Annotated in this window: 23 protein-coding genes; 3 read left to right on the forward strand and 20 right to left on the reverse strand. The window is 72.3% G+C overall.

The genetic code is table 11. From position 1 onward, the window contains the following. Window positions 1–79 precede the first annotated feature (79 nt). Complete coding sequence (locus ACN26Z_RS00165; protein ID WP_421459508.1) at window positions 80–463, reverse strand: hypothetical protein; 384 nt, start codon at window positions 461–463, stop codon at window positions 80–82. A 101-nt stretch (window positions 464–564) separates the two neighbouring features. Here ACN26Z_RS00165 and ACN26Z_RS00170 point away from each other — a divergent pair, with 101 nt between their 5' ends. Then, window positions 565–1,086, forward strand: a complete 522-nt coding sequence (locus ACN26Z_RS00170; RefSeq protein ID WP_421459509.1) for a hypothetical protein — start codon at window positions 565–567, stop codon at window positions 1,084–1,086. 25 nt (window positions 1,087–1,111) lie between these two features. Here ACN26Z_RS00170 and ACN26Z_RS00175 read toward each other — a convergent pair whose 3' ends face one another. The 11 genes from ACN26Z_RS00175 to ACN26Z_RS00225 all read right to left on the reverse strand — a co-directional run bounded on the left by ACN26Z_RS00175 (window position 1,112) and on the right by ACN26Z_RS00225 (window position 11,558). Beyond that, the gene (locus ACN26Z_RS00175) at window positions 1,112–2,179 is read right to left on the reverse strand and encodes a tyrosine-type recombinase/integrase (RefSeq protein ID WP_421459510.1); all 1,068 of its coding nucleotides are present in this window, start codon (window positions 2,177–2,179) and stop codon (window positions 1,112–1,114) included. Then, window positions 2,176–3,261 carry a hypothetical protein gene (locus ACN26Z_RS00180; RefSeq protein WP_421459511.1) on the reverse strand — a complete coding sequence of 362 codons (1,086 nt, stop codon included), beginning with the start codon at window positions 3,259–3,261 and terminating at the stop codon, window positions 2,176–2,178. Before ACN26Z_RS00180 ends, ACN26Z_RS00175 begins: the two co-directional genes overlap by 4 nt. Before the next feature lie 76 nt (window positions 3,262–3,337). Then, the gene (locus ACN26Z_RS00185; protein ID WP_421459512.1) at window positions 3,338–3,685 is read right to left on the reverse strand and encodes a hypothetical protein; all 348 of its coding nucleotides are present in this window, start codon (window positions 3,683–3,685) and stop codon (window positions 3,338–3,340) included. After that, window positions 3,682–5,325, reverse strand: coding sequence for an exonuclease domain-containing protein (locus tag ACN26Z_RS00190; protein ID WP_421459513.1), 1,644 nt, complete (start codon window positions 5,323–5,325; stop codon window positions 3,682–3,684). The genes ACN26Z_RS00185 and ACN26Z_RS00190 overlap by 4 nt, the downstream gene beginning before the upstream one ends. Continuing rightward, window positions 5,322–5,693: a hypothetical protein gene (locus tag ACN26Z_RS00195; RefSeq protein ID WP_421459514.1), complete on the reverse strand. Its 372-nt coding sequence runs from the start codon at window positions 5,691–5,693 to the stop codon at window positions 5,322–5,324. The genes ACN26Z_RS00190 and ACN26Z_RS00195 overlap by 4 nt, the downstream gene beginning before the upstream one ends. Continuing rightward, entirely contained in the window at window positions 5,690–6,256 is a 567-nt protein-coding gene (locus ACN26Z_RS00200; RefSeq protein ID WP_421459515.1) for a hypothetical protein, read from the reverse strand. Before ACN26Z_RS00200 ends, ACN26Z_RS00195 begins: the two co-directional genes overlap by 4 nt. Window positions 6,257–6,354: 98 nt before the next feature. Further along, entirely contained in the window at window positions 6,355–7,176 is an 822-nt protein-coding gene (locus ACN26Z_RS00205; protein ID WP_421459516.1) for a hypothetical protein, read from the reverse strand. A 143-nt stretch (window positions 7,177–7,319) separates the two neighbouring features. Beyond that, window positions 7,320–8,300 (reverse strand): NUDIX domain-containing protein, encoded by a 981-nt coding sequence (locus ACN26Z_RS00210; RefSeq protein WP_421459517.1) that lies wholly within the window; start codon window positions 8,298–8,300, stop codon window positions 7,320–7,322. A 36-nt stretch (window positions 8,301–8,336) separates the two neighbouring features. After that, a complete protein-coding gene (locus ACN26Z_RS00215; RefSeq protein ID WP_421459518.1) occupies window positions 8,337–9,194 on the reverse strand; it encodes a DUF4326 domain-containing protein in 858 nt (285 codons plus the stop codon). A 1-nt stretch (window position 9,195) separates the two neighbouring features. After that, window positions 9,196–11,184, reverse strand: a complete 1,989-nt coding sequence (locus ACN26Z_RS00220; protein ID WP_421459519.1) for a ParB/RepB/Spo0J family partition protein — start codon at window positions 11,182–11,184, stop codon at window positions 9,196–9,198. Then, window positions 11,181–11,558: a hypothetical protein gene (locus ACN26Z_RS00225; RefSeq protein ID WP_421459520.1), complete on the reverse strand. Its 378-nt coding sequence runs from the start codon at window positions 11,556–11,558 to the stop codon at window positions 11,181–11,183. Before ACN26Z_RS00225 ends, ACN26Z_RS00220 begins: the two co-directional genes overlap by 4 nt. Before the next feature lie 318 nt (window positions 11,559–11,876). Here ACN26Z_RS00225 and ACN26Z_RS00230 point away from each other — a divergent pair, with 318 nt between their 5' ends. Further along, entirely contained in the window at window positions 11,877–12,914 is a 1,038-nt protein-coding gene (locus tag ACN26Z_RS00230; protein ID WP_421459521.1) for a ParA family protein, read from the forward strand. Between the two features lie 2 nt (window positions 12,915–12,916). Then, window positions 12,917–13,720 carry a hypothetical protein gene (locus tag ACN26Z_RS00235; RefSeq protein WP_421459522.1) on the forward strand — a complete coding sequence of 268 codons (804 nt, stop codon included), beginning with the start codon at window positions 12,917–12,919 and terminating at the stop codon, window positions 13,718–13,720. Window positions 13,721–13,777: 57 nt separating this feature from the next. Here ACN26Z_RS00235 and ACN26Z_RS00240 read toward each other — a convergent pair whose 3' ends face one another. The 8 genes from ACN26Z_RS00240 to ACN26Z_RS00275 form a co-directional block, all read right to left on the reverse strand. Further along, a complete protein-coding gene (locus ACN26Z_RS00240; protein ID WP_421459523.1) occupies window positions 13,778–15,772 on the reverse strand; it encodes a hypothetical protein in 1,995 nt (664 codons plus the stop codon). Between the two features lie 451 nt (window positions 15,773–16,223). Then, window positions 16,224–16,478, reverse strand: a complete 255-nt coding sequence (locus ACN26Z_RS00245; protein ID WP_421459524.1) for a hypothetical protein — start codon at window positions 16,476–16,478, stop codon at window positions 16,224–16,226. A gap of 5 nt (window positions 16,479–16,483) precedes the next feature. After that, window positions 16,484–17,227 (reverse strand): Pycsar system effector family protein, encoded by a 744-nt coding sequence (locus ACN26Z_RS00250; RefSeq protein WP_421459525.1) that lies wholly within the window; start codon window positions 17,225–17,227, stop codon window positions 16,484–16,486. Between the two features lie 84 nt (window positions 17,228–17,311). Beyond that, window positions 17,312–19,750 (reverse strand): DNA translocase FtsK, encoded by a 2,439-nt coding sequence (locus ACN26Z_RS00255; RefSeq protein ID WP_421459526.1) that lies wholly within the window; start codon window positions 19,748–19,750, stop codon window positions 17,312–17,314. A gap of 106 nt (window positions 19,751–19,856) precedes the next feature. After that, window positions 19,857–21,794 carry a type IV secretory system conjugative DNA transfer family protein gene (locus ACN26Z_RS00260; RefSeq protein WP_421459527.1) on the reverse strand — a complete coding sequence of 646 codons (1,938 nt, stop codon included), beginning with the start codon at window positions 21,792–21,794 and terminating at the stop codon, window positions 19,857–19,859. 93 nt (window positions 21,795–21,887) lie between these two features. Next, window positions 21,888–23,309, reverse strand: a complete 1,422-nt coding sequence (locus ACN26Z_RS00265; protein ID WP_421459528.1) for a hypothetical protein — start codon at window positions 23,307–23,309, stop codon at window positions 21,888–21,890. Beyond that, the gene (locus tag ACN26Z_RS00270) at window positions 23,306–23,749 is read right to left on the reverse strand and encodes a hypothetical protein (protein WP_204026039.1); all 444 of its coding nucleotides are present in this window, start codon (window positions 23,747–23,749) and stop codon (window positions 23,306–23,308) included. Before ACN26Z_RS00270 ends, ACN26Z_RS00265 begins: the two co-directional genes overlap by 4 nt. 16 nt (window positions 23,750–23,765) lie before the next feature. Next, on the reverse strand, window positions 23,766–24,221 hold the full coding sequence (locus ACN26Z_RS00275) for a hypothetical protein (RefSeq protein WP_421459529.1): 456 nt from the start codon (window positions 24,219–24,221) through the stop codon (window positions 23,766–23,768). Window positions 24,222–24,253: the final 32 nt, after the last annotated feature.

Below are 24,253 nucleotides of genomic sequence, written 5' to 3' on the forward strand. Positions count from 1 at the left end.
CGATTGTCAGAGCGGCATCGGCGGGTAGCCGTCGGGGTCGAGCTGGGCGGCTCGGCGTCAGCGCCGCGATCCGGACTCGCTACCCCCGCGTGAGCGTGAGGGTTGCCCGGACCTGGCTGGTACCGATCGGGTCGATCGCGCGCAGGTTCACCGGCACGCCGAGCACGACCAGGTGCGCGCGTTCGTTCTCGCCCCGGCCGGGCGAGATCAGGCCGCGTACCGCCTCATCGCCCTGGTCGTCGTCGACACTGGGCTCCGGTGCCCCCAGCAGCCGCGCGGCGACCTCGGCCGGGAAGGGGCCTTCCTGCCACTCGATCTCCCAGGTCCGTCCGCCGGCGCCGGGCCACCAGTCGAGGTGGGAGGCGCCGTTGAGCGCCCCGGTCTCGCGCAGAGCCGACATGACCCGTCCCAGCACCTCGTAGTAGCGCGCCGGGTTCTCCCGCAGGTGGTGCACATCCGTCATGGCCTGCTCAACGAATCGGGCCTGGGTCAGGTCCGCCCTGACCGGGCTGATCCTGATCGCCGTGATGAGAGATGTCGGCGGGCAGCTGTAGATTGCCCGGCGTGACCGAGCCAGCTCGACGACCCATCACCTCTCAGGCCGTGATCGACGCCCTCGACGCACTCGGCTTGACTCCTACGCTGCCCCACGCCGTGACGGACAGGGACCTGCCGACCCTGCTGGGCGCATTGCTCGCCGCGACCGAGACGGCGATCTCGCACCACGTCTCCACCGACGACCAGTGGATGGGCGTCCTCCAGGGTCAGATCGGTCAGAGCGGTTCGACCCAGGACCCCACCCCGTTCCTGCTTCTCACCGCGATGCGGCTCACCAGGACCTGGAGGGAGCTGGGGCAGCTCCTGGAAGATTCCGGGCAGCCGGACCACCCGTTCCTGTCTCTCGCGGCGGAGGCCGCGCACGTGGCGAGCACCGTCACCACGCTGCACCTGACCGCGATTGAGCAAGACCAGTACGGGATGACCGAGCGGGACTTCCGCCTCCAGCTGGAGACGCTGCAGTCCGCGGTCCAGGAGGTCGTCCAGCGTCATGATCGCCTCACGGGGATGCTCCCACCCACGCAGTAGACCCGGACCGTAGCTCCGGCCGGGGCTACCGGTCTCCCTCTTCTGATTCCGCGGAATGCTCGTCGCCTGCGGCGGTGAGGTACGCGGCGAGGGTGTAGGCCGGCGCCCGGTCGAGGCGCTGCCCGCCGTGGTCGTAGCGGCGGGTGGTGCGGGCGTCGGCGTGCCCGAGTTGCTCCTGGACGTCTTCCAGGCGGGCGCCGGCGTCACGGGCGAGGGTGGCGCAGGTGTGGCGCAGCACGTGCGGGCTCATCTTCACCGGGATCTTCGCCGTGGTGGCGAGGCGGCGCAGCAGCCGCCACACCGCGCCCCGGTCGACGCGGGCGCCGCTGGCCGTGGCCACCAGGGGCCGGCGCGGCCGGGCCCCGGCCTGTCCGGCCGGCACCGGTACCCGGGCCTCGGCAAGGTCGGGCCGGCCGGCGAGGTAGGCGTCCAGGCGGCGGGTGACCGGGGCGGGCAGCGCGACCAGGTGTGGGCCGCCGCCCTTGGCGGTGAACCGCAGGACGCGGTGGTTGCGGTTGTAGCCGAGCTGCTCGACGTCGGCGCCGACGAGCTCTCCCACGCGCAGCCCGCCGTAGAGCAGCAGGGCGACGATCGCGGCGGTGCGGGCGGCCTGGGGGCCGGTGTCGGCGTCGGCGGCGGCGAGTAGCGCCTCGGCCTGGGCGCGGGACAGCCCGGGAGTGCTCGGCCGGGTCGGGTCGGTCTTCGGCTTCTGCTTGGGGTTGATGGCGGCGGGGTTGGCCCGGTCGGTGCGGTCCTCGGCGATCAGCCAGGAGTAGAACGCCGACACGGCGGCGAGGCGGCGGGCCCGGGTCGCCGCGGAGGCGCGGCCGGTGGCTTCCTGGGCGCGGAGCCAGGCGTGGGTGTGCACCCGGCGGGCCTCGGTGAGCGGGTCGACGCCGGAGACGGCGAGGAAGGTCAGCCAGTGCCGCAGGTCCCGCTGGTAGGCGTCCCGGGTGTGCGGCGAGGCGTAGGAGACCAGCCACTCCCGCAGCAGCTCCTCCAGGCCGTCGCCGGCGACACCCCCCACGGTGGGGGCCCCACCGTGGGGGGCCGGGACGGCGGGCAGCACCTCGCCGGACAGGGCGATGCTCACTGCCCCTCCCGCTGGGCGGGCGGGGTGTTGATGATGGTGACCTTGTCGCCGCCAATGAGGGGCGCGTCGGCCGGGCCCTTGAGGTACGGCGCGATCCATAGCGGCCGGTGGTCGTTGAGGCTGGGGTACCAGTGCTTGCGCCAGTGGCCGCGCACGACCCACCGGTGCCGCCACTCCCGGCCGCCCTGGTCGGCCTCGGAGTCTCGGTCGGCGCTCAGGGCGCGGCGCAGCCGGGCGACCCGCACGTCGCGGGGCGGCAGGCCGGCGCGTTCGGTCCGGCGGCGCTCCGGTCGGGCCGTGGTCAGCTGCTCGGACTCGGCGAGGTTGACCTGCGCGGCGAGCTGGAACGCGGCGAACACCAGCCGCGCCCAGCTCAACGTCGTCATCGGTGCGTCCGGTCCGGGGAGCTGGAACTCGTCGACGGGGTAGCCGTCGGGCCGCCAGGCCAGGCACGCCTCGTTGTCGACGGTCAGCGGCGGCAGTAACCCCCGGGCTCGGGCCAGCACCTTCGGGTCGGTGAACACGTCCTGCTCGTGCAGGCCGGACGCGGCGTAGAAGGACATCCACAGCCCGCCGGCCGGCCAGTGCGGGTTGGTTGCCGGTGACCACGACACCGCGACGATCGGGGCCTGACCGGCGTAGAGCTGCTCGCTGGCCTGCCGCATCTTCTCCCCGCCACTTCGGGCGAGCAGCTCAACGATCTGATCGTCGCGGGCCTCCTGGGCGGCGTAGACGGCGATCGGGTCGGCGAACACCGCGAAGCCGACCTTCGACGGCAGGTCCTGCGGGCGGGGCGCGAACGCCGGCATGGACGGGTGCGCGGCGTTGAGCAGCGCGCACAGGTCCTCGTCGACGTACCACAGGTCCCCGTCGCGCAGCCGGGTCGTCTCCGCGCCGGCGAGCAGGTGTGCAACCTTGTCCGCCGGGCCGGGCGGCCGGATCGGCTGCCGGCCGAGTTGGATGGCCTGCAGGTAGAAGTTCACGCCCTGGGCGCTGCCGTACCAGTCAGCCAGCCCTCGGCGCAGGGCCGGCACATCGGTGGCGTCGTAGCGGGCACGCCCGGTGTCGGTCGCGGGGTTCATGGGTGGCGGGTTCCCTTCGGTTGGCGTGGGCGGGTGGTGGCCCGCCGGCGGTGTCCGGCTCGACCGCAGAGGTGGATCACCGGCGCAGCCCTCGATCACGTTGCTCGGCGCGCAGGCATGCCGGGTGCCAGCGGGCGTACCGGACGCCGCCGTCGTCGACGGTCGGCACCGCCTGGGCCTCGTCGAGGGGCACGTACTGGCCGCAGCCGGCCCGGCCGCACCGGTTGACCGGGTCCGCCCGGTCCGCGGCGTCGACGTCGACCGGCGGCAGTTCGACGTCGAGGTAGACGGTGACGCCGTCACCGGAGCGGCGCGGCCGGGGCGGGCTCTCCCGGGTGACGGTGAGGACGCGGCCGATGGCCAGCGCGGCGGCGTCGGCCTGGTCGACGTCGCCGGCGAGAATCCGGACCTGGATGCCGCTCATCGGCGGGCCTTCGGGGTGCGCGAGGGTGCGGTCATGGCGCACAGCAGCTCGTAGGCGGTTTGGCAGTCGCCGAGGGCCCGGTGGCCGCCGCCGAGGGGTAGCCAGCGGCGTACGAGTTGCCAGTCGGAGCGGCGGCCCATCAGGCATGACCAGGTGCCGAGGTCGTCGAGGTGGGCCGGGTCGAGTCCGTCGCGGTCGGCGTGGCGGGCGATGGTGGCGTGGTCGAACTCGGCGTTGTAGGCCAGCACCGTACGGCCGGCGGTGACCTCCAGCAGTCGGGGCAGCACCTCGGCCAAGGTTGGTGCGTCGGCCAGCTCGGCGTCGGTGATGCCGTGCACCCACCGGGCTTCCGGCTCGACCTCGCAGCCGGGGGCGACGAGGGTGTCCAGCAGCGTGTCCCCGGTGCAGGCGTCGATCACGGCGACCTCCACGAGGTAGCCGGCCAGGTCGGTGGTCTCGGTGTCGAGGATCACCGCGGCGCCGGGCTCGCGCATGGCGCGGGCCCAGCGGATCGCCGCGCCCGCTTCGGTGGCCACCGCGATGTCCCGCCGGTGCTCACGTAGGTACGAGTGCGCGGCGATCGCCTCGCGGACTTCCTTCTCGGTCGGGGCACCGTCGACGCGTTCCCAGTCGACCTCCCACCGGCCGGCGCCGGGGTGGAACCAGGCCCAGACCTCGATGCCGTGCCGGTCGCCCAGCTCGGCCACCCATCGGCGGACCACGGCGGCCCGGTCGACCGGCCGGCGGGCCAGCTCCCGCAGCGGCGACGGCTCCCCGGCCTTGACCGCGTGCACGGCCTCCCAGTCGATGCCCGGGTGCTCGCGCAGCGCCTCCAGGTCACCGACCCGGTACAGGGGCACGGAGACATCGCGGTAGCGGCTGACCTCCACCGAGGTGTGCCGGCGCGGAGCGATCAGGTCCGCAGCGAGAAGGTACTTGAAGTCGGTCGGCCGGATTTCCAGGAACGTCGCGGCCTGGTGACTCATGAGCAGCTGGTCGACGCGCACCTGCTCGACCAGGTCTTCGTCGCCGGCGAGCGCGTCCAGGTCGGCCTTGGCGTACCGGTCCTGACGGCCGAGGGACAGTGCGCGTTCCTTGGCGACCCGCTCGAACTCGTCGCGCCGCCACCCGAGGTACGCCGGGGCGTCCCACTTGCTGACGCTGGCGGCGATCCACGCCTGCCGCTCGGCCACCACGGCGCCGAGCTGGTCGACGTCGACCGCGTCGAGGGCCCGGCAGTCCCACAGCGGCCATTCCTTGTACCAGCCGACCACCCGCAGCGCGCCGGCGTCGGCCAGGGCCTCCACGTCCTCCTTCTCCACGCTCAACCCGGTGCGGGCGGTCAGCCGCTCGGCGGCCCGGCGCCCGCCGATCGGGGCCTCATCGCCCACGACGGCCACGATCTCCTCGCGCCGCGCGGCGACCTGGTCGGCCACCGCGACCGACCACCGGCCGCCGCAGTCGGCGGCCGGGATCAGCTCGGCCGTGGTCCCGGCGTCCCACTGCCACTCGGCCAGGCCGGTGTGCCGCAGCACCTGGATCGGGCCGAGATCGACCGGCGACGGCTTGGGCTTCGGCTCCTTGCGGGCACGGGTCTTCGGCACGGCGGCGGGCTCGGCCGCCACGTCGTTCTCGCTCACCAGCTCGTGTCCTTCCGCAGGTGGGGGCAGGGTGACGGGCGGCGCATGGTGTGCCCGGACGGGTCGTCGAGCACGGGCACGAACCCGGCCCGGCTCAGCGCCCGCGCCAGAAGGCGTCTGTCGGAGCCGTACGAGTCGGTCGGGGTGCACACCACGTCCAGGCCGCGAGCGTCGGCGGCGGCCAGAATGGCCAGCAGCATCCGCGGCCCGTGCCAGCCGCCCCGGGCGTCGAACGGCACCCGCAGGATCCCGATCGCCAGGGCCCCGTCGTCGGTGACGTCCAGGGCGAGCAGCACCATCCCGGGCAGCGACCCCTTGAGCTCCCGCTCCAGCCGGCCGATCCAGTCGTCGGTGTCGACCGCGCTCACGACGGGGCGCCGATCGCCTCGGCGAAGGCGGCCACCCGCTGGTACTTCTCGCCGGTGCTGTGCCCGTCCCAGCCGGCCGGGTGGGCGGGCAGGTGCCAGGACACCTGGCCGGTGGGCAGTTCCAGGTAGACCACGACCGGGCGGGGGTCGGTCGGGTCGTGGCCGACGCCGGCCGGGACGCCGGCCTCGTGGGCGAGCGCGAGGGCGGTCCAGATCAGCCGGTTACGTTCGGCGTAGGCGGCGGTGATCTGCGGGGTGTCCGGGCCGGTGTGCCCGTGCCGGGACGGGTCGAGCGCGGCGATCGCGGCCAGGGTGCGGGCGAGGCGGACCTCGGCCGGCTCGGCGGCACGCAGCGCGGCGTGGAGGTGGTCGAGCTGGGCGGGCAGGCCGCGCAGGTGCCAGGTCAGCAGCCCGGTGCGCGGGTCCTGGTGGGCCACGCCGTGCGGCCGGACCGGCCCGGGGCCGGTCCACTCGGCCAGCACGGTCTCCACGGTGGCGATCAGGGCGGTGAACTCCGGGTCGCCGGCCGTGGTTCGGGCCCGGCCGGCGCGGGTGGTGGTCATGGGCGGCGCCTCCCTGAGGTCGGGGATGATCGGAGGTGGCGGGTCGGGACCATTACGGGTGGTCCCGACCCGCGCAAACCCTCACGGTCTGCGGGCGGTCAGTCCCGCAGCCCGGTCGCGGCGGCCCGGACCGTGGCCAGCCATCCGGCGGGATCGCGGGGCGGGGTGGACATGCCCGACACGATCCGCCGCATCGCCTCCTGGTGGCTGGCGTACCCGACCGCGGCGAGCTGCTCGTCGTCGCGCAGGACCAGGGCGACGGCGAGGGTCTCGCTGGTCGACCAGCCCAGGTACCGGCCGCCGTGCGACTGCACGTACCGGACCCGCTGCACGGTCTCCTTGCCGAAGATGTCGGTCACGAGCGGGAACGCCTCATCCATCACCTGGTCGCGGCGCTCCGCCTCGTCCTGCTCCCGCCGGTACGCCTCGACCTCGGCGGCCAGCCGCCGGCAGCCCTCGGCGTGGCCGTCCTCGTTGTCGGAGGGGTAGCCGTTGTACGGACCCCGGTCGGTGATGCTCTCGCCGCAGCCGCGGGGGCCGCCGCAGGTGAAGAACACGTACCGGTCGTAGCCGTTCTTGGAGACCGGCCCGGCGACCGACTCGAACGCCCGCTCCCGCCGCACGTAGTCCTCGGACCACTCGATCTCCAGCAGGTCGGCGATCTCGTCCCACGAGGAACCCTCGCCGCGCAGTCCCTTCGCGAACGTGTACGCCTGGTCCTGCGCCAGGCGGGCCACGGACAGCGCGGCCTGCAGGCCGGCGAGGGGCCGCGGCTCGGGGAAGCCGTAGTCCGACTCCGGCCGGATCTTGCGGGTGGTCATCTGGGCAGCCGGGACCGCCGCGCGCACCGCGCGGTCAACGAGCTGCCGGACGGCCGTCATGTCCACCGTCTTATCGGTGGTGCTGCTGTAGGTGCTCACACGTTCCTCCTGGGGTTGGTAACGGGCCTGACGGTACGGGTCGGGGGTGACGTTTTCGTGCCTCGATAAGATCAGTTATGAAGGCATAATGAAGGAACGACGGGCCGGGGGGCGGATTCCACGGAATCCGCCCCCCGGATCCGTCAGCTCTCGTACCAGCGGGTCACCGGGAACGCGCCCGGGGCGTCGGCCGCGGCCAGCTCCAGGCACCACTGCTCCGGACCAGCCCCGTCGCCAGTGTTGACGACCCACTCGTGCCGGATCTGCGCAAAGGGATCGGCCGGGGCCGTCGGCTTCAGGACCTCGCCCCACGACTCGCGGGCGTAGCAGCGCAGCGCGGCGAGCATCCGTCGCGGGTCGTGGTGACCTAGAGCGATGATGTCGCCGTTCTCGCCGATGTCGCTCAGGGCGATGCCGTCGATGGTGGCCACCATCTCCAGCGTCGGCCACTCCGGACCGCCAAGGAAGTCGGCGAGCATCTGCTGGTGGGCGGGAAAGACGATGCCCTGGTGGGTGGTGGCCAGGTATCGGGCCAGGTCGGTGTAGCTGTCGGCACGGATCCATGTGACGTCGACGGCGTCGCCGCCGGCTCCGGGAATCTTGGGCAGCGTCTTCCAGCCGTCCCACATGTCGAAGTGCACGAGGTAGGTGACCATCCACGCCTCGTCGGAGGCGCGGGGGTCGGGCACGTAGCGCGGATCATGCTGCTCGTAGGGTTCCAGCATCCGATCGAACCGGATGCCGGTCTCTTCGGCCAACTCGCGGAACGCGGCGGTGGCGGGCGTCTCGCCAGGCTCGACGTGACCACCGGGCAGCGCCCAGCCGTACCCATCGCCACGCTCGATCATGACGATCCACCGGCGACCTTCGGCGTCCGTGATCTCCACGAGCGCGTCGGCGCACTGCTGCTCACCCCAGTGCCCTAGCTGGTTGCGGCCGTAGCGGATGCCGGTGCGCTCGCTCGGGTTGACCGGCCGACCGTTGACGACCCGAAAAGGGATAGCGGCAGCGGACTGCCGAGTGGGCCAGTCGATGCGGGTGGGGTCGGTCTGTGGGTCGGCCCAGCCCTCGGCGACGCCGCGCAGGTACACGTCGGGATCGGTGTAGGTGCGGAGGTCGGTCATGATGGGTCTGCCTTTCGGGTGTCTCGGGGTTGCTGGTCAGCGGTTTCGGGTTCCGGAGGTAGTGGTCGGGGTCGTGTTCCAGCACGACCCCGACCGCGCGAACAGTGGGAGGGCGGCGGGGGTTCCGCCGAGTACGGCCTCAAGGGCGGCGCGGGGCGTGGCGCCGGCGGCGACCCGCAGCAGCACCTCGCCGTGGCAGAGGAGCACGTTCTCGCGGCACCAGCACGCGACGTCGACGTCGGCCAGGTCCTCTCGCGCGGCGGCCAGGAGGTCCGGTTGCCGGTCAAGGTGGTCGGCGTACGCGGCCACCGCGTCAGCATGGTCGTGCTCTCGATCGCAGCGGCGGCAAAAGCCGACGCGGTGCGGGTTGGCGTACCGGCTCGCCGGCAGGCCGGGTGCGGCGCGGCCGACGTAGACCGCTCCGGCCGGGATCCGTCCGTGGTACAGGTCGCCGAGCACTCGGACCCGCCGCGCGGTGTAGGCCAGGGCGGCAGCGTCCGAGCCCACCTCTCCGGCCGCCATCATCGCTCCAACACCGACACCGGTGCCGGAGCCGGGTGCGGCGCCGTCCGTTCCGGCTGTCCAGCCACGGCGCTGATCCCCGAGCTGGTCAACGAGCAGCACATCGGCCTTCCGGTCACGAGGGATCGTGACAGTCTTCTGCGCCCCTTCGTTGCTGCGGATGGTGATGGCGTCGCCTTCCCGGCTCAGAACCGTCCAAGCCCTGCCCCGTGGCGGCCGAGTGTGCCAACTGTGGTCCCAGCCGGCGAGGCGGCCGTCCGGGCCTGCCGACCACGTCGACCCGATCGCCGGTTGGACCCAGGTGTCGCCGGGTGCGAGGTCGAGCATGGGTATCTCGCGTAGCTGTTCCCAGCCGAAACCGTGATCGGCCACCTCAGCACTCCCCGGTCAGGTCGGCCACGTACTCGAGCGTCGCGTTGCCGTCGGCGCGGGCGGTCCACCCGTGTCCGACGACGCCGACGTCGGCGAGGACGCCGGTGGCCCACGTGCACGCTTGGTCGACGTCGGCGGCGGCTAGGGCGTCGTGGTCGGCGTGGGGCTTGTCGTCGGCCAGCAGGAGCCAGACGTCGTCGACCGGGTCGTGCACCAACCGCCACTCCTTTACCGGCCCGGTCCCGGCCGCCGTGGCGGTGGGGTCTCCGGCGTGCACCGCGAGATACGCCGGTCGGCCGGGCAGCGGTTGCCCGACGGCCCAGCCGGTGACCTCGATGCGGTGCCGCTCGGCGAGCAGCTCGGTGGCCCACGCCTGTGCGGCGTCGATGTCGTCGGCGTCGGTGAGGTGCTCGGCATACGCGGCCGGTTCATCGACCCGCAGGTCGTAGTGCAGTAGCCAGCAGCAGGCGTCCTCGGAGTCGAAAGACAGCGAGACCCGCTTCGGGGCGTCACCGTCGACCTGGCCGGTGGGCTCGCCGTCCGGTGGGTCGATGGCGGCCAGGCGGTCCTGCTCCCACTCGCTCGGGGTGTAGCCGGCCTCCTCGACAAGGCGGTCCAGCCATGCCTTGTCGCCCTCGTTCCAGGACCGGTGGGTGGCGCGGGTCTGCACCTCGCGGCGAGCGATTCCGAGGGCGTGCGCGGCCTGCACCCGGGTGGTCCAGTCCGCCTTGCGGATGTCCTCCCACCACCGGTAGTTGGGCAGGGCCGGGTCGGGCCCGATGCCGGCGGCGACGAGCCACCGGTGCGCGAGCTGGGCGCACTCGTTGCCGGGTGCCCAGAGCCAGGCGTCGATGATGTCCCCCGCCGACTTTGGCAGCTTCGGCGTGCGGGCGGCCAGCAGCGCGGCGGCCTCGGCTCGGGCGGTCATCGCCTTGCGGCGTTCCCTCTCGTCGGTGATCCGCTGCTGCTCGGCGGGGCTACGGTTGTCCGCGGCCTTGGGCTTGCGGCCGGTCGAGTAGTAGGTGACCGCTCCCCATGAGTCGACGCCGGCGGCCAGCTCGCCGGCCTTGCGGGCGGCGTCGATCGCCTTTGCGCCGGTCAGGCGGCGCTGCCAGTAGTCGTTGCCGAGCTGCTTGACCGGGTCGGCGATGACCGGGGTGCCCTCGGCGGCCAGCTCCTTGCTGGCCGCGTCGATCGCCGCTTGGCGCTCGCGGATCCGCTGGACCTCGTTGACCAGGTTCGCGGCGGTCCAGTGGGTCCGGCGGTCGTCGCGCAGCTGGTAAGCAGCGAGCATCAGCTCCTGGTCGCCTCCGGCGGCGTCGACGAACGCGAGCGCGTCCTTGATCTGCAGGGCCGGTTCCTGCCCGTCGCCCTGGTCGTCGTCGGTCCGCGGACCGGTCTCCAACGCGGCCAGCATCGCCTCGGGCAGCTTGAGCAGCTTCAACCGCTTCGACACGTGCGACTGCGAGCAGCCGACCTTCGCCGCGATGTCGCGCTGCTTCCGCCCGGCGGCTTCCTGCTCGGCGAACGCGCGGGCTTCCTCGACAGGGCTTAACGGCGCCCGGGCCACGTTCTCCGCCGTCATGACGTCCAACTGCGCCAGCGGGTCGTCGGCGATGGCGTCCTCGCGGACCAGCACGTTCAGCGTGGCATCCGGGTCGTCTCCGTAGACCCGGCCGGCTGCGGTGCGTCGGCGGGCACCGACCAGCACCACCCACTTGGCGCCGGCCATCTCCTTGGCGTGCTTCGGCCACGCTGCGGCAACTCGGCCGGCAGGGAGCACAACCGGCGGCTGAATGACGCCGACTTCCCGAATCGACGCCTCCAGGTCACCTAGGTCGCCCAGCACCTTGCGCGGGTTTGCCGGGTGGGTGATGACGTCGGATAGCTTTGCCGACTCGGGCCGCATTGGTGCGACTCGTGCCGGGCTTGATTCCTGGGAATCGGCGGTCTCTTCGCCGTACAAATCGTCCTTGTTCAGCACCGTCATTCATCCTCATTAGCAGCCCTCGGGTCCGCTACCTCTGCGCTGAGCGGACGGGGTTTTTTGACCGTTCGCGACCGGTCGACCAGACCCGGCCACCGGACGCGCGCAGCTTGCCGCGTCATGCCAGCTGCTTCACCGATCGTCGGGTAGTTGGCGCCGCACCGTGCAGCCTCGGCAGCGGCGGTGTTTGCCAGCTCCTCTGCCGCCGCGCGAATGGCAACCAGAGCGGCTAGTTGCCGCAGGTAGGTCGACACCTGAGGCGCACCAGCACTGTCTTGCACGGTCTGGTCCGTAATACGGGACGCCAGATCGGCAACGATGTCCCTCACCTTCTGGTGATCGATGTCTTGCGCACTCTTCTGCGCTGTGGTGCTCACCCCCTCTCTCGTCATAGCTGGGCCACTGTGGTGGACAACATGCTTTGTCACACCATCCACTCTGGCGTTGACAATATTGCTTGTCAAGTGATGAGCGTTGTTGCGCGCTCTATAGCGGCCTCTATCGCATGACACATGGTGAGCACGATCGCTCACGTGCTGGGTTGCGCGACCGCTCGCATGTTGTGGGGTGATGTTGCTGGTCATCGAGGGTGTGATCTTCGGCGCGCGACGGCGCGCGGCACCTGGCGCGATGGACCTCGTGGGTGATAGGCACACGGCCGAAGACGCAACCTGCGGATGAGAGAAGGCAGACCGATGACGTTCGGGCAGATGGTGGGCGCCGATCCCGACCTCGCGGCGGCGATGGAGCTGTCGCGGCGACTACGGCCGTCCCTCGGCCGCGTGCTGGCGGTGCTCAACGGCAAGGGTGGCCAGGGTAAGACGTCGGTCACCGCCAACCTCGGAGGTCTGCTGGCGCTGGCGGCGGAGCAGGCGAACTCGCCGCGGCGGGTGCTCTTGGTGGACTGCGACCCGCAGGGCAACCTCGGCCTGGACCTCGGTTACCTCAAGCCGGAGGACGTCCCCGTCGACGGGCGGCTGCCGGAGGGCGTGCAGGTAGGCGACGACGGTAAGGGCCTGATGACGGCCTTGCAGGCGGGGGCGGTACCGCACCGGCTGCGCGACGTTCGTCCGTGGCTGGACGTCATCCCCGGCGGGTCGGCCTTGGACGAGGTCAACGGCATGATCTTCGGAAAGACGGCGCGGGGGCACGCTCACCAGGCCCGTCTCGCTCTGGCGGAGGTCCTGGCAACGATCGCCGACGAGTACGACTGGATCCTCATCGACTGCCCGCCGCGCGAGATCAACCTGCAGGACCTGGTCTTGGTCGCCAGCCGCGCCGCGCTGGTGCCGGTGTCCTTCGACCAGGCCAGCCGGCAGGGCCTCTCCGGTGTCGCCGAGCGGTTCGGTCGGGCGCTGACGATCAACGAGCAACTGGAGCTGCTCGGCGTGGCCATGTTCGGCTTCCAGTACCGCGTCAACCGTAAGGGCGACGAGGTGGGACAGCGGCGGGAGGTGCGCCGCGAGCTGGAGGAAGACCTGCGGGCCGCCGGCACCGATGCCTTAGTGTTCAACTCCGTCATCCGCTACATGCCGTCGGTCGCCAAGGCCTGCCGCGACCGTGGCCAGCTCGTGCACGAGCTGGAGCAGGTAGAGGGTCCGAAGTGGTGGGAGGTCCGCGCCGGTACCGCGAAGGGCCGGCCGGTGCCCAGCAGCGAGGCCGGGAAGGTCGCCCAGGAGTACGAAGACCTCGCGGGCGAGGTCTTTACCCGCTTCAGCCAGTTGGGGCGGTGAACATGAGCGAACAGGAGAATACCGACGACGCCTACACCCCGCCTGCGCCGAAGCTCCGCGGCTTCGGCGGCCGTGGGTCCTCCCTGGCAGGGCTGGTCAGCGCTGATCGCACCTCGGCGGTATCGGCGCTGACCGCGCCAGCGACCAGCCCGCGTACGCCTGATGACGCGGAATCGGCGAGCCCGGATCCTGGCCCCCGGGCTGAGGCGGCCCCTGCGGCCGCCGAGGAACCGCCGGTGTCCGGCGCCGGCCGCGCCGAGGCTGTTCCCGCCGTTCCCGGGCCAGTAGCGTCCGCGCCGTCGCAGGAGGCGTCAACGGGCCGTGCCCGCGTCACCGGGATGCCGGACCTGTCGGTGGACCTGGACGATCCCGCCGCGCTGGTAGTCAGCCCGACGGTCCTCAGCGTTCCGGCGCCGCTGATGGCCCGGTTCGAGCGAGCACGGCGCAACTCGACCAGCAACACTGAGCTTGTCCTGGACGCGCTCCGCGCGCATCTGGCCGAGCTGCCCCGCTTGGTCGCCGACGCGCGCCGGCCGGCGGCCGCCGACGCCAGCGAGCCGTTTCCGTGGCGCACCTCCGCGCAGCGGCGCACAGCGGCGGCCAAGGTTCGCCGGGTGCAGTTGCCGATCCGGCCTCTGGCCGGCGAACTCCAGGTCATCGACACCCTGGTCGGGTGGGTGCAGCAGCAGCTCGGTGCTGGCCCTCGCTCTCTGGGCGGTCGCATCACTCGGTCCGAGGTGGTAGTGGCGGCCCTGGACGCCCACCTCCCAACTGACCGACCGCGCGGACGCCGACCCAAGGCGTAACCCCCTCAGCTACCGGGGTCAGGGTCGGCCTGACCCCGGTAGCTGCCGCCGTGCTCGCTAGGACCCGTCGAGACCAGGCGGAAGGCCGGCGCCAGGCTGGGCCACTGCAGGCCAGGCGCAGTCGGCGAGCGGCGCGGCGTCGAGCAAGGCGGCGCGCTCGGCACGCCGCAGGTGTCCCGGCGTACGGGCACGGATGGCGGCCAGAGCCGCCGCCGCACTCCGTCGGCCGGGCGGCACAGCACCCCGGTCGTGGTGCTGGTGGGCTTCGCGGGCGGCCCTGCAACGCTCTTGCTGCTCCAAGACCAGGGCGCGGCGGTGCTCGGCGTGCCGACGGGTCGGGTACGGCGGATCGGTCGGGCCGGTCATCGCCTCGTCGAGCAGGGCCCGCAGGTAGGCCGTGGGGTTGTTCGGCTCGTCCAGCAGCGGACGGGTCCGGGTCTGCCGGACCCAGGTGTCAAGCGCCTCGGCCGTCCAGTCCGGACCGAGTGCGGCGCCCAGCGTGGCCGCGACCCGGGGTAGGGGAGCGCAGCGTAGCCACTTCCACCGGCCCTGAACGGCCCGTGCGAGGTTGTACGCCCATCCGGACCACTCAGGACGTGGCCTAGACGGCCGTGACGCGCTACCGGGCGTCTGAGCCAACCTAGGGCGCTGTACAGCGTGTGACCTGGCAGGGCCGCGACCAACTCCGCTTCTCGTTGATGAGCGCGAAGCGCCGCCTTTCCTCCGGCTTTGCCGGCTGTGTGACGGTCTGAATGCGATCGACGGTGAGATCAGCAGACCCCGAAACAAGCAGGAGTAAACACTCATAGCTGAAGACACCGTGTGGGGGGTGCGGAAATTCGTGGCCTGGTGGCGGGCCTGATCGCGGACAGCGGCGACCGCACGGCGCATCTGCTGGCGGCGAACCTGCTCGCGGTAGTCGACCCAGCCACCGGCACGGGCGTCGAGGGCGTCGACGCGCTCCTGGGCGGCGGCCAGCAGGGTCCGGGCGTGGTCAAGCAGGTCGGCCAGGAGGTCCAGGGCGGCCGGGATGTGCGCGGCCTGAGCGGCCGGGTCGCCGTGGTGCAGCGGCACGATGTCGAAGACGGCGCGAGCCTGGGAGCGGCCGGTGGCGCACCGCTCGGCGTAGGTCAGCCGGCGGCCCTGCTCGACCCGCACGCACCAGCCCAGGGCCTCCGCGCGGCGCCAGGCGTCGGTGACCGGCCGGGTGCTGTCGCCGCAGCCGGCCAGCTCGGCCGTGACGGCCCGGCCGGGCATCGCCCGGCGGCCGGACCGCCGGTCGCTGTCGACGGCCAGCACGCCGCATACCATGCCCAGCGCGGACCGGCGGCCACGGCGGCTGGTCCGGGTGGAGGCGTTGCGGGCGAGCAGGTCCGCGAGCAGCCACACCGGACGTCCCCAACTGTCGCCACCGTGGAACGCGGTCAGCGTCTCGGTGAGCCGGTTGATCCAGGCAGTCAGCCCGTCGACGCGCTGCTGGGCCTCGGTCATCTCGGCGAGCTGCGCGAACCGCGTGGCCACGGCGGCGGCCTCTAGGGCCCGGGCGTGCTCGTGTTCGGCGCGGGCCTCGGCCAGCCACGAGTAGCCACACAACCAGCACGTCGGCACCGGCTCGGGCTCACCGCACGCCGGGCACCCGGACGGCTCGTCGACGTCCAGGCGCTCGCGCAGCTCGGCCACCAGCCGGCGACGGTCCGCGGTGTCCTGCCGGTCGGTCCGACTACGCCAGCACGGGATGCACAGCGGATCCGAACCGGTGCCGTCGCGCGGCAGGCCCTGTTTGTCCCGACCCACCGCCGCGCAGGAAACGCACGGCGTCTGCACACCGGTCACGTACGTCGGCCGGCGTCGGCTACCGGCTGGCGCGGCCAGCCGGGCCTGCCCGGTGCTGGTGGTCTCCACCAGCAACCGCTGGTCGACCAGGTGCGCCCGGCAACGCCGCATACCCGGCGCGACGAGCGCGACCGTGCCCGTGGCGTAGCAGTCGGGGCAGTACCCGAGCGCCACCACACGGTCCGCAGGCAGCAGCGTCCGCTGCGGTGCGATGGTCATCGCGGCACCGTCACCAGGGCCGCAGGCATGGGAGATAAGGCTGGGCGCGAGCAGACGCCGCCACGACACGCCGAAAACGTGCCCGGAGACAAGACTGCACCCAGCCCGGAGGCGGGTGCTATGGTGTCCTCCGAGCTTGTGTGAGCCTCAAACCCTTGACGCGGCCAAACGACATGGGGTTTGGGGCTCGGCTTTTTTGTGCAGTTAGGGGTTGAGCGCGGGCGCTCCCTCAAGATCAAAGTCTGGTTGTAACCCGTGGATCTTACGGCGACTCGCGTCGCCGTAGGGGTACCAACACGCACCGATCCAAAGAGTCCTGTGTGGATTGTGGATCGAATAACACACATACCGTGACAAGACGGACACTGTTGTGTAGCAACGGTTTCGCGGCGCTGGCGCGGTGACGGGCGGCCCGCGATGCCGGGCCGCCCGTGCGCGGTGTGGTGGACAGTCACGCGGGCAGGTGGATGGTGTCGCAGTGCACGGCGCCACCGTCGCCGTCGTGGGCGTACAGCTCGCCGTAGCGGTCGTCTGGACCGGTGGTTGCTGCGAGCAGGCTGCGAGCCTGCTCGCCGGCCGCGTCGACGTCGACGGCGGTGAAGTAGACGACGGCCTGCGGGGTGTCCGGCTCGGGGTCGGTAACGACGTCCAGGCGGTATTCGTCGGTCGTGCCGGCCACGACGGTCTCGAAGGGTCGCTCGCTCATCGCGGTCACCACGCGCCGATCGCGAGGGCGGCGGTCAGGGCGGCTCCGGCGTACCCGGTGAGCAGCAGAGGCACCGCCTTGCTGATCGCAACGTACTTGGCGCGCACGGAGCGACTCAGCCACCACAGCTCCCGTGCCCGCGCCAGGGTGGTCATCTGCGCGACCTGGTCGCTGTCGCCGGCAACGAGCCGGGTGAGCACAGCTTGGGCGTCGTCGGCGTCGGCCCAGGCAATGAACCCGAAGTCGCCGCCGAGGCGGGGCCGGGAGGCGAGCAGGAGCAGCACCACGGCGGTCAGCACCACCGCGGCGGTGACCGCGCCGGCCGCCAGTGCGGCGCGGGGCAGGTGGCCGCTGGCTCCGGCGCCGCCGAGCACGGCCAGGCCGGCGCCGAGCAGCACCCCGGCCATCTGGAGGTAGCCGCCGGCCTTGGGGTCGATTCGGCCGAGTTCGGCGCGCACGGTGGCGATCTCGGCGTCCAGGCCCGCCGTCACAGTGCCCCGGCCACACGCCGACGCGTGCGCTCCGGCGCGGGCAAGGATCTCCAGCTCGGAGAAGTCGCGGTCGGTCGCGCCGCAGCCGGTGCAGCGGGAGGTGCTGTCGGCGAGGCTGGGGGAGATCTCGACCAGCACCGCGTACGCACCGGCGGTGGGGATGGTGAAGTGGCGGCGCGGTCCCTGCGGGCCGCGCGGGTCGTAGCTGGTGGCGTAGGCCGCGCCGAGGTAGGCCGGGTCACCCGGGTCAGGCACCATGGTTGGTGCTCCTCTCGCTCTTGTGGGTGGGGGAGTAGCGGGCGGCCCCTGGCTGTGGAAGGCGGTGGGGCCGCCCGCGCGGCGTCAGCGGCGGATACCGCTGCGCGGGAACTGGAGTACCTGGGCACCCGTCATGGCGCTGGGGCGGTCGCCCTGGTCGGTGGGCGACTGGTCGTCGCCGCGGAGGGCGGCGAGCAGGTCGGGCAGCTCGTCGGCCGTCACGAGGACATCGCGGGCCTTGGAGCCCTCGGACGGGCCGACCACCCGCAGCTCGTGCAGGGTGTCCATGAGCCGGCCGGCCTTGGCGAAGCCGATGCGCAGCTTGCGTTGCAGCATCGACGTGGATCCGAACTGGCTGGCCACGACCAGCTCGGCGGCCTCGGCCAGCAGCGCCCGCTCATCGGCGCTGAGGTCAGCAATGACGCTGGTGTCCGTCGTCGTGGTGTCGGTCGGCGCAGCCACGTCGACCGGCGCGCTGGCCGCCCTGCTGCTCGGAACGGTGGTATCGGCCTGGCGGCGCCAGTGGTCGACAACGGCGGTGACCTCGGCGTCAGACACCCAGGCGCCCTGGATCCGGGTCGGGGTGGAGGCACCCATCGGCAGGAACAGACCGTCACCCTTGCCGAGCAGCTTCTCGGCGCCAGGCTGGTCGATGATGACGCGGGAGTCGGTGAGGGAACTGGTGGCGAACGCGAGCCGCGACGGCACGTTGGCCTTGATCAGCCCGGTGACAACGTCGACCGAGGGGCGTTGGGTGGCGAGCACGAGGTGGATGCCGGCGGCGCGGGCGAGCTGGGTGATCCGCACGATGGAGTCCTCGACGTCGCGAGGGGCGACCATCATCAGGTCGGCCAGCTCGTCGACCACAACGACCAGGTACGGATACGGGCGCAGCGTGCGCTCGCTGCCGGCCGGGGCGGTGATCTGCCCGGTGCGGACCTGGCGGTTGAACTCGTCGACATGCCGCACGCCGTGGGTGGCCATGTCGTCGTAGCGCATGTCCATCTCCCGCACGACCCATTCGAGGGCGTCGGCGGCCTTGCGGGCGTTGGTGATGATCGGCGTGACCAGGTGCGGAATGCCGGCGTAGGCGGTCAGCTCGACCCGCTTCGGGTCGATCAGCAGCAGCCGCACCTCGTCCGGCGTCGCCCGGGTCAACAGGCTGACGAGCAGCGTGTTGAGGCAGCCGGACTTCCCGGCACCGGTGGCCCCACCGATCAGGACGTGGGGCATGGTGGCCAGGTTCGCGGTGACCGCCTTGCCGTCGATGTCCTTGCCCAGGCCGACGAGCAGCCGGTGCCCGTCGCGGGCAGCCCGCGAGCGGATCACGTCGCCGAGGGTCACCACCTCCCGGTCGGCGTTGGGCACCTCCACCCCGACGGCACTCTTGCCCGGCACCGGGGACAGCAGCCGCACCTCCGGCTGGCCGACGGTGTAGGCGAAGTTGCGGGCCAGGCCGGTGACCTTCTCGACCTTCACGCCTGGGCCGAGGGTGATCTCGTAGCGGGTGACAGTCGGTCCGCGGTGCGCGTCGGTGACCTTCGCGGCGACCTTGAACTCGTCGAGCACGCCCTGCAACGCGACCCGTCCCGGGTCGGTTGTTCCGGGACGCCGACGGGGCGGGTCACCGGCGGCGAGCAGAGCCAGCGGCGGAAGCTGGTAGCCACCGATCGTCGCCGGCGTCGTCGCCATGGGCGCGGGCGCCGGGTCCGCTGTACGCGTCCGGGGCGGCTGCACCGGCACCGGCCGGGCCGATTCCACGGAATCCACCGGGCTCGGGTGGATCGGCGCCGGTACGGTCACCGATGGTGCGTCGATCGGCTCCTGGTGGCCGTCGGGGTCGTCCAGGTCGTTCAGGTCGAGGTCGTCCAAGTCGTCGGCGGTTGTCTTGCGGCGGCGGGCGGTAGCGAGGCTGGTCACCAGCGCGACCGGGGTAATACGGGTGGCGGCGGTGAGGCCGGCGGCGATGAGGCCGACCAGCAGCGGCACCGCACCCCACACGCTCAGCGGCCCGTCCAGAGCGCCGGTGACCCGGCCGAGCAGCCCACCCAGACCGGGGGAGACCAGGTCGAGCAGTCCGCCCACACCGGCGGCGATCAGCACGACGCCGGCGGCCTGGGCAAGGATGCGGACGGTGTGCCGGCCGGCGGGGTGACGCATGGCCTCCACCGCGAGCCACAGCAGCGGCAGCGGAGCGAGCGGGGCGAGCCCGCCGAACAGGCCGCCGGTGACGGCGGCCGGCACATCGAGGATCCGGCCGGGCAGGCCGGCGGGGTTGGTCCACTCGGCGGCGGCGACCAGCAGGCCGGTCAGCAGCAGCACCAGGCCGGCGGTGTCGTGGCCGGGCTGGTCGACGCCCGGGGTGCGGTGCGGGCTGGGCAGGCGGCGGGCGAGCCGACCGGCGCCGCGTGCGGTCCCGGTCCAGGCGGCCTGGGTGGCCTCACCGGCGCGGCGGGCCAGCTCGGCGCGGCGGGCCAGCTCAGCCTCGGTCTTACGCCGGGGGCGGCGGGAGGTGTTGGCCATGGGCGGGTCTCCTTGTCCGGGCAGTTGGTGCACGGCAGGTCAGGGATTGGGCTTGGCGGCCACCGCGACGACCGGACCGCGAGAGGGCCGGTCATCACGGCGGCGGTCAGGCCGAGACGGTCCAGGGCCCGCCGCGCTGGGCGGGGGCAACGATGCGGCCGGAGTCCTTGAGACGGGCCAGCAGCGCGTAGAGCTGGGCCTGGTTGACCGGGCAGTCCGGTCGGTCCAGCAGTGCCTGCGCCGACGCGGGACCGCGTCGCAGGCAGGCCAGGACCCACTCGGCGCTGGTCTGCGGCGCGCTCTGTTCCACCACTACGGTGGTGCTCTTGCGGCCGATCCCGAACGCGGCGCGCAGCCGGTCACCTGCCGAGCTGCCACCGGCGGCGGCTGTGGTCTTCGCGGCCGGCGCGCGGTGACCGGGCAGCACGATCGGGCTGTCCGGGTCGACCTCGGGCACGTTCCAGCGCACCGGCACGCGAGGGCTGGCGGCTGCGACCTCGGCCTCGTTGAGGAAGGGAACGCGGCTCAACATGCCGACCCGAGGGGTGTGGCGCAGGTAGCCCATGCCGGCGGTGGTCCGGCCGTCGATCTCGGCGGGGATGGCGAACGGATCGCCCACGAAGCCGTCGGGCAGGATCGCCGTTCCCGAGCCTCGGTTGGACAGTCGCAGAATCAGGGCGTTGCCGCCGACCAGGGCGTCACGCAGCCGCACCGATCCACCCAGCGACTTCATCTGCGGTAGCTGGGTGGCCAGGATCAGCCCGACGCCGGTCTTGCGCATCGTCTCGGCGATCTGCTCGGCGAGCACCACGATCGGGCTGTTCTGGATCAGCACCAACTGACACTCGTCGATGATCACCATCTTGCGGCCCAGGCCGAGGGCCTTGACCCTAGGGTCGTTCTCGTCGAAGACGTTGACGCCGGCGTCGGCGAGCAGCTTGGAGCGGCGCATCACCTCGGCGTGCACGCGGCGGATCAGCAGGATCACGGCGTCGGTGCCGGCGTGGTACTCGACCGCGTCCTTCCAGTCGGGCAGGGACTGCCCGTTCTGCGGGTCGCCGATGATGGTCTGCCACCGGCCGTCGAGCAAGTTCGCGATCAGCGCCCCCAACGCCCGGCTCTTGCCCGAGCCGGAGGAACCGACGACCAGGCCGCCAGCCACACCGAAGCCGGGCCGCGAGAACACCCAGTGCCCCGGGGAACCGTCCGTGAAGGTGGTGAGCTGGCAGCGGCCGTTGTCGTAGGTGGTGCCGGTCCACGGCACTCCGTTAGCGATGTAGGAGCCCTCGACGATGACGACCTGCAACTTCGCGGCCTTGCCGGTGGAGCGCCACCCGACGGCACCCTCATCGAGGTCCAGGGCGACCTCTACCTCCGGGCCCTTCTTTGCCACGTCGCTGGGCTTCAGCCCGGGAGCTAGACGGATGGTGGCCTCGGTGACACCGGGCCGTGGGCTCACAGCCTGAACCAGGGCTGTACCCGCGCAGACACCCTGCCCGACTACCTCGGTCCGCCAGCGCCGCGACCACTGGTCGGTCAGCGGGTCGACCACCGTCACCGGCGCGCCGGCCGTGACCGGAGCCGGCGTGGGCTCGTCCTGTGGCGGCCGGCTACGCAAGTGGTGCCACCACGGCCAGCCGAGCAGCACACCGAACAGGGTCGGCAGGAAGATCGTCGCGGTGGGGTGAGCGGCCATGGCGGCCGGGCCACCGGCGGCGACCGTGGCCACCGCGACGGTGCCGAGGACCACGGCGATCGCTGCCCGCCACATCCGTACGGCGCGGCTGCGGGCCCGCCAGCCGGCAGCCGTGGCGGCGATCGCCAGGGTCAGTAGCGCCACGGTCTGCCACGACAAACCGAGGGGCCTGGCCAGCCACGCCACGGCCAGCTCGGCGGCGATCCAGTAGAACGGCAGCAGCCGTCGCCAGCTGCGGCGTACCAGCCACCCGACTACGTAGGCGACGGCGGCGAGCAGGGCGGTCAGGATGCGGCCGAGCGCGGCCATGCGGTCTGCGCGGACCTCGGAGACGGTTCGGGTCGACATCGCTGGTCTCCTTCGAGTCGAAGCTGGCGGGGGTTCGGGAGAGGTTGTGGGCCCCGGGGCGGTGGTCGCCCCGGGGCCCGGGGTGGGAGTTGGTCAGCCGACCAGGACTTCCCTGCTGGCGACGTTGCCGCCCGTCTCGGTAACGGCGTCGGCGACCTGGCCGTCCTTGGTGTTGAAGTCGGACAGGGCGGCCTGCAGCTCCTCGTGGGCGGTGTTCAGCGCGGCCTGCGCGGCGGCGAACTGCTCCGCGGCGTCGCGCAGGTGCCCGACGGTGGAGCCCGCCATCTCTAGGGACTCGTACCGGTCGGCGGCCTCGGTCAGCACGCCCGCGATCCCGCCAATCTCTTCCGCCCGCTCTCCGGCGGTCTCGGCGGCCTGGGTGAAGGCGGCGCGGATCTCCTCCGGGCCAGTGGCTTCGAGGTTCACGTGCAACTCCTTGTCGTTGGTGCTGGTGGTCGAACCGTCCGGCGCCATCGGGACGCCGGTCGGGTGGTGCTGGTCATCCCCGGCAGCAGTGCCGGAGTCCTGGTGGTCGCCGCAGTACGGGCCTTCGGCGACCGGGTTCTCGCACCACTGGTCCGCGAACCCTTCGCGGACGGTGCGGTACGCGCATTTGCCGTACAGCTCGCTGCGCAGCCGCTCCCGATCCGCGTCCGTCACCGGCTCGGCCGAAGCCGGGCTCTCGCAGGTGTGCGCCACGGCGTCGAGTTCGGCGGCCTCGAACGAGGCGAGGCCCTCCTTCCGGGCGCCGCAGCGGGGGCACCGCCAGCCGTAGCGGGCTGGCGGCGGTACCACGGCGGCGGTGACGGCCTCCAGGCGCTCGTGCCTCATCTGTGGACGTGCCGGCGGCCGGTCCCCGGCGGCCGACGTCGCCACCGGTGAAGCGTCGGCGGGCTTCGGGTCCACCGCCGGCCCCGCCGGCGGGGTGCCCTGTGCCCCGCCGGGAATCACCCGCAGCGCCGGCCGGCCCGATTCCTCGGTGACGTCGGCGAGAGTGGGGGCGGGGGATTCCGTGGAATCGCCCTCGGTGGCCTTGGTGGGCTCGGGCTGTCCGGTGTACTGGTCAGGGTGCTCGGTGCGGGTGTGCTCCCGGCCGGCACCGAGGGCGTTGGCCTCGATCCGGTACGGGCGGCTGTGCCAGCCACACACGTCGCAGTCGGCGTACCAGCGGCCCTGTTCGTCGACGTCGACCACGACGCCGTCGACGGCCTGGGCGCCGCGCTTGCGGGCGGCGGCGCGGCGACGCCGGGCCCGAGCACGCTCGGTGGCGTCCTCGATCAGCCCGGCGAGGTAGCCGTCCGCCGCCCCCAACGTGGTGCCCCCCGACCGCCGGCCACCACTGGCCGGCGGAGCACCGGTGGTGCTGTCCCCGGTCTTCTGCTGGGCGGCCTGGTGGCGGGCGCGGGCCTGGCGGCGCGGGGACTGCTTGCCCCGCACCGCGTAGGCGGAGTCCTCCAGCAGCAGCACGGCGAACTTCGCCACCGCCAGCCACACGAGGATGTCGAAGAAGATCACTGAGCCACGCTCCGGATCGTCTCGCCGAGACCACCGATGACGATCGGCAGCAGCAGCGCGCAGGCCAGCGCGGCATGCGCCAGGTGGCCGCGGCCACCGCCACCGCCACCGCCCTTGCCGAAGGCACCCTTACCGGCGGCCTTACCGCCGCCGCCCTTTCGGCGCAGGAAGACGATCACGACGATGGCCAGGCCAAGTCCGATGGCGGTGGGGATGGCCACCGCCACGTCCTTGGTGTCTTGGCCGATCCAGTCGCCGACCGGCTCAGAGATCTTGTCGATGCCAGTGGCGAGCCACTTGTTGACCTGCTTGACGACCGCCCCGGCGAGAAGCCCGCCGACCACCAGGCCGGTCACGACCCTCAGGCGGGGGGTGAAGGCGAAGGCGATCGACAGGGCGATGTAGACGATGCCGGCGAGCAGAATCATTGCGCTGGACATGGGCGGGTGCCTCCTTTCAGAGGGTTGCGACGAAGATCGCGGCCACTGCGGCGGCGGCCAGCGACCGAAGGGGATGAGCCAGGACCCACGAGGCCAGGTGCAGCAGCCCGCGGGGGATAAGCACCAGCACCGCCCAGCACGCCATGGCGATCGCCTGAGCGTCCTCGTCTTTGCGGGCGCGGGCGGCCTGGTCGACCAGGTCGCGCAGGGGCTCCGGGGAGCCGGTCCACAGCGCCGTGACGCTCTCCCAATCACCCGGAAGGTCACTAAGAGTAATTCTGGTGCCGGAGTTGGGGCTGGAAGTGGGCTGGTCGTTCTGCGGGGTTTCATCCCGATCGGGTTCCGGTAGGGGAGGGGTCGGCTGGCCCTCTGGCCTGGGCGGAACGAGGGAAACGACGTCCGCCTCACGCCGGAATGGAACTCGCGGCATCGGTGACGGTCGGTAGTTGTCGTCGGCGGGTAGGGCGCTCACCGGATCACTTCCTGGTCGTGCGTGATGAGTGG

Source organism: Verrucosispora sp. WMMD703 (assembly GCF_049178935.1).
Lineage (GTDB): Bacteria > Actinomycetota > Actinomycetes > Mycobacteriales > Micromonosporaceae > Micromonospora > Micromonospora sediminimaris.

Excerpts from the sequence above, each read along its gene's own strand:
- ACN26Z_RS00165 (WP_421459508.1), bottom strand. The coding sequence starts at position 463 with ATGACGGATGTGCACCACCTGCGGGAGAACCCGGCGCGCTACTACGAG.
- ACN26Z_RS00255 (WP_421459526.1), bottom strand. The coding sequence starts at position 19,750 with ATGGCCAACACCTCCCGCCGCCCCCGGCGTAAGACCGAGGCTGAGCTG.
- ACN26Z_RS00250 (WP_421459525.1), bottom strand. The coding sequence starts at position 17,227 with ATGGTGCCTGACCCGGGTGACCCGGCCTACCTCGGCGCGGCCTACGCC.
- ACN26Z_RS00260 (WP_421459527.1), bottom strand. The coding sequence starts at position 21,794 with ATGTCGACCCGAACCGTCTCCGAGGTCCGCGCAGACCGCATGGCCGCG.
- ACN26Z_RS00230 (WP_421459521.1), top strand. The coding sequence starts at position 11,877 with ATGACGTTCGGGCAGATGGTGGGCGCCGATCCCGACCTCGCGGCGGCG.
- ACN26Z_RS00270 (WP_204026039.1), bottom strand. The coding sequence starts at position 23,749 with ATGTCCAGCGCAATGATTCTGCTCGCCGGCATCGTCTACATCGCCCTG.
- ACN26Z_RS00245 (WP_421459524.1), bottom strand. The coding sequence starts at position 16,478 with ATGAGCGAGCGACCCTTCGAGACCGTCGTGGCCGGCACGACCGACGAA.
- ACN26Z_RS00210 (WP_421459517.1), bottom strand. The coding sequence starts at position 8,300 with ATGACCGACCTCCGCACCTACACCGATCCCGACGTGTACCTGCGCGGC.
- ACN26Z_RS00185 (WP_421459512.1), bottom strand. The coding sequence starts at position 3,685 with ATGAGCGGCATCCAGGTCCGGATTCTCGCCGGCGACGTCGACCAGGCC.
- ACN26Z_RS00200 (WP_421459515.1), bottom strand. The coding sequence starts at position 6,256 with ATGACCACCACCCGCGCCGGCCGGGCCCGAACCACGGCCGGCGACCCG.
- ACN26Z_RS00235 (WP_421459522.1), top strand. The coding sequence starts at position 12,917 with ATGAGCGAACAGGAGAATACCGACGACGCCTACACCCCGCCTGCGCCG.
- ACN26Z_RS00180 (WP_421459511.1), bottom strand. The coding sequence starts at position 3,261 with ATGAACCCCGCGACCGACACCGGGCGTGCCCGCTACGACGCCACCGAT.
- ACN26Z_RS00220 (WP_421459519.1), bottom strand. The coding sequence starts at position 11,184 with ATGACGGTGCTGAACAAGGACGATTTGTACGGCGAAGAGACCGCCGAT.
- ACN26Z_RS00240 (WP_421459523.1), bottom strand. The coding sequence starts at position 15,772 with ATGACCATCGCACCGCAGCGGACGCTGCTGCCTGCGGACCGTGTGGTG.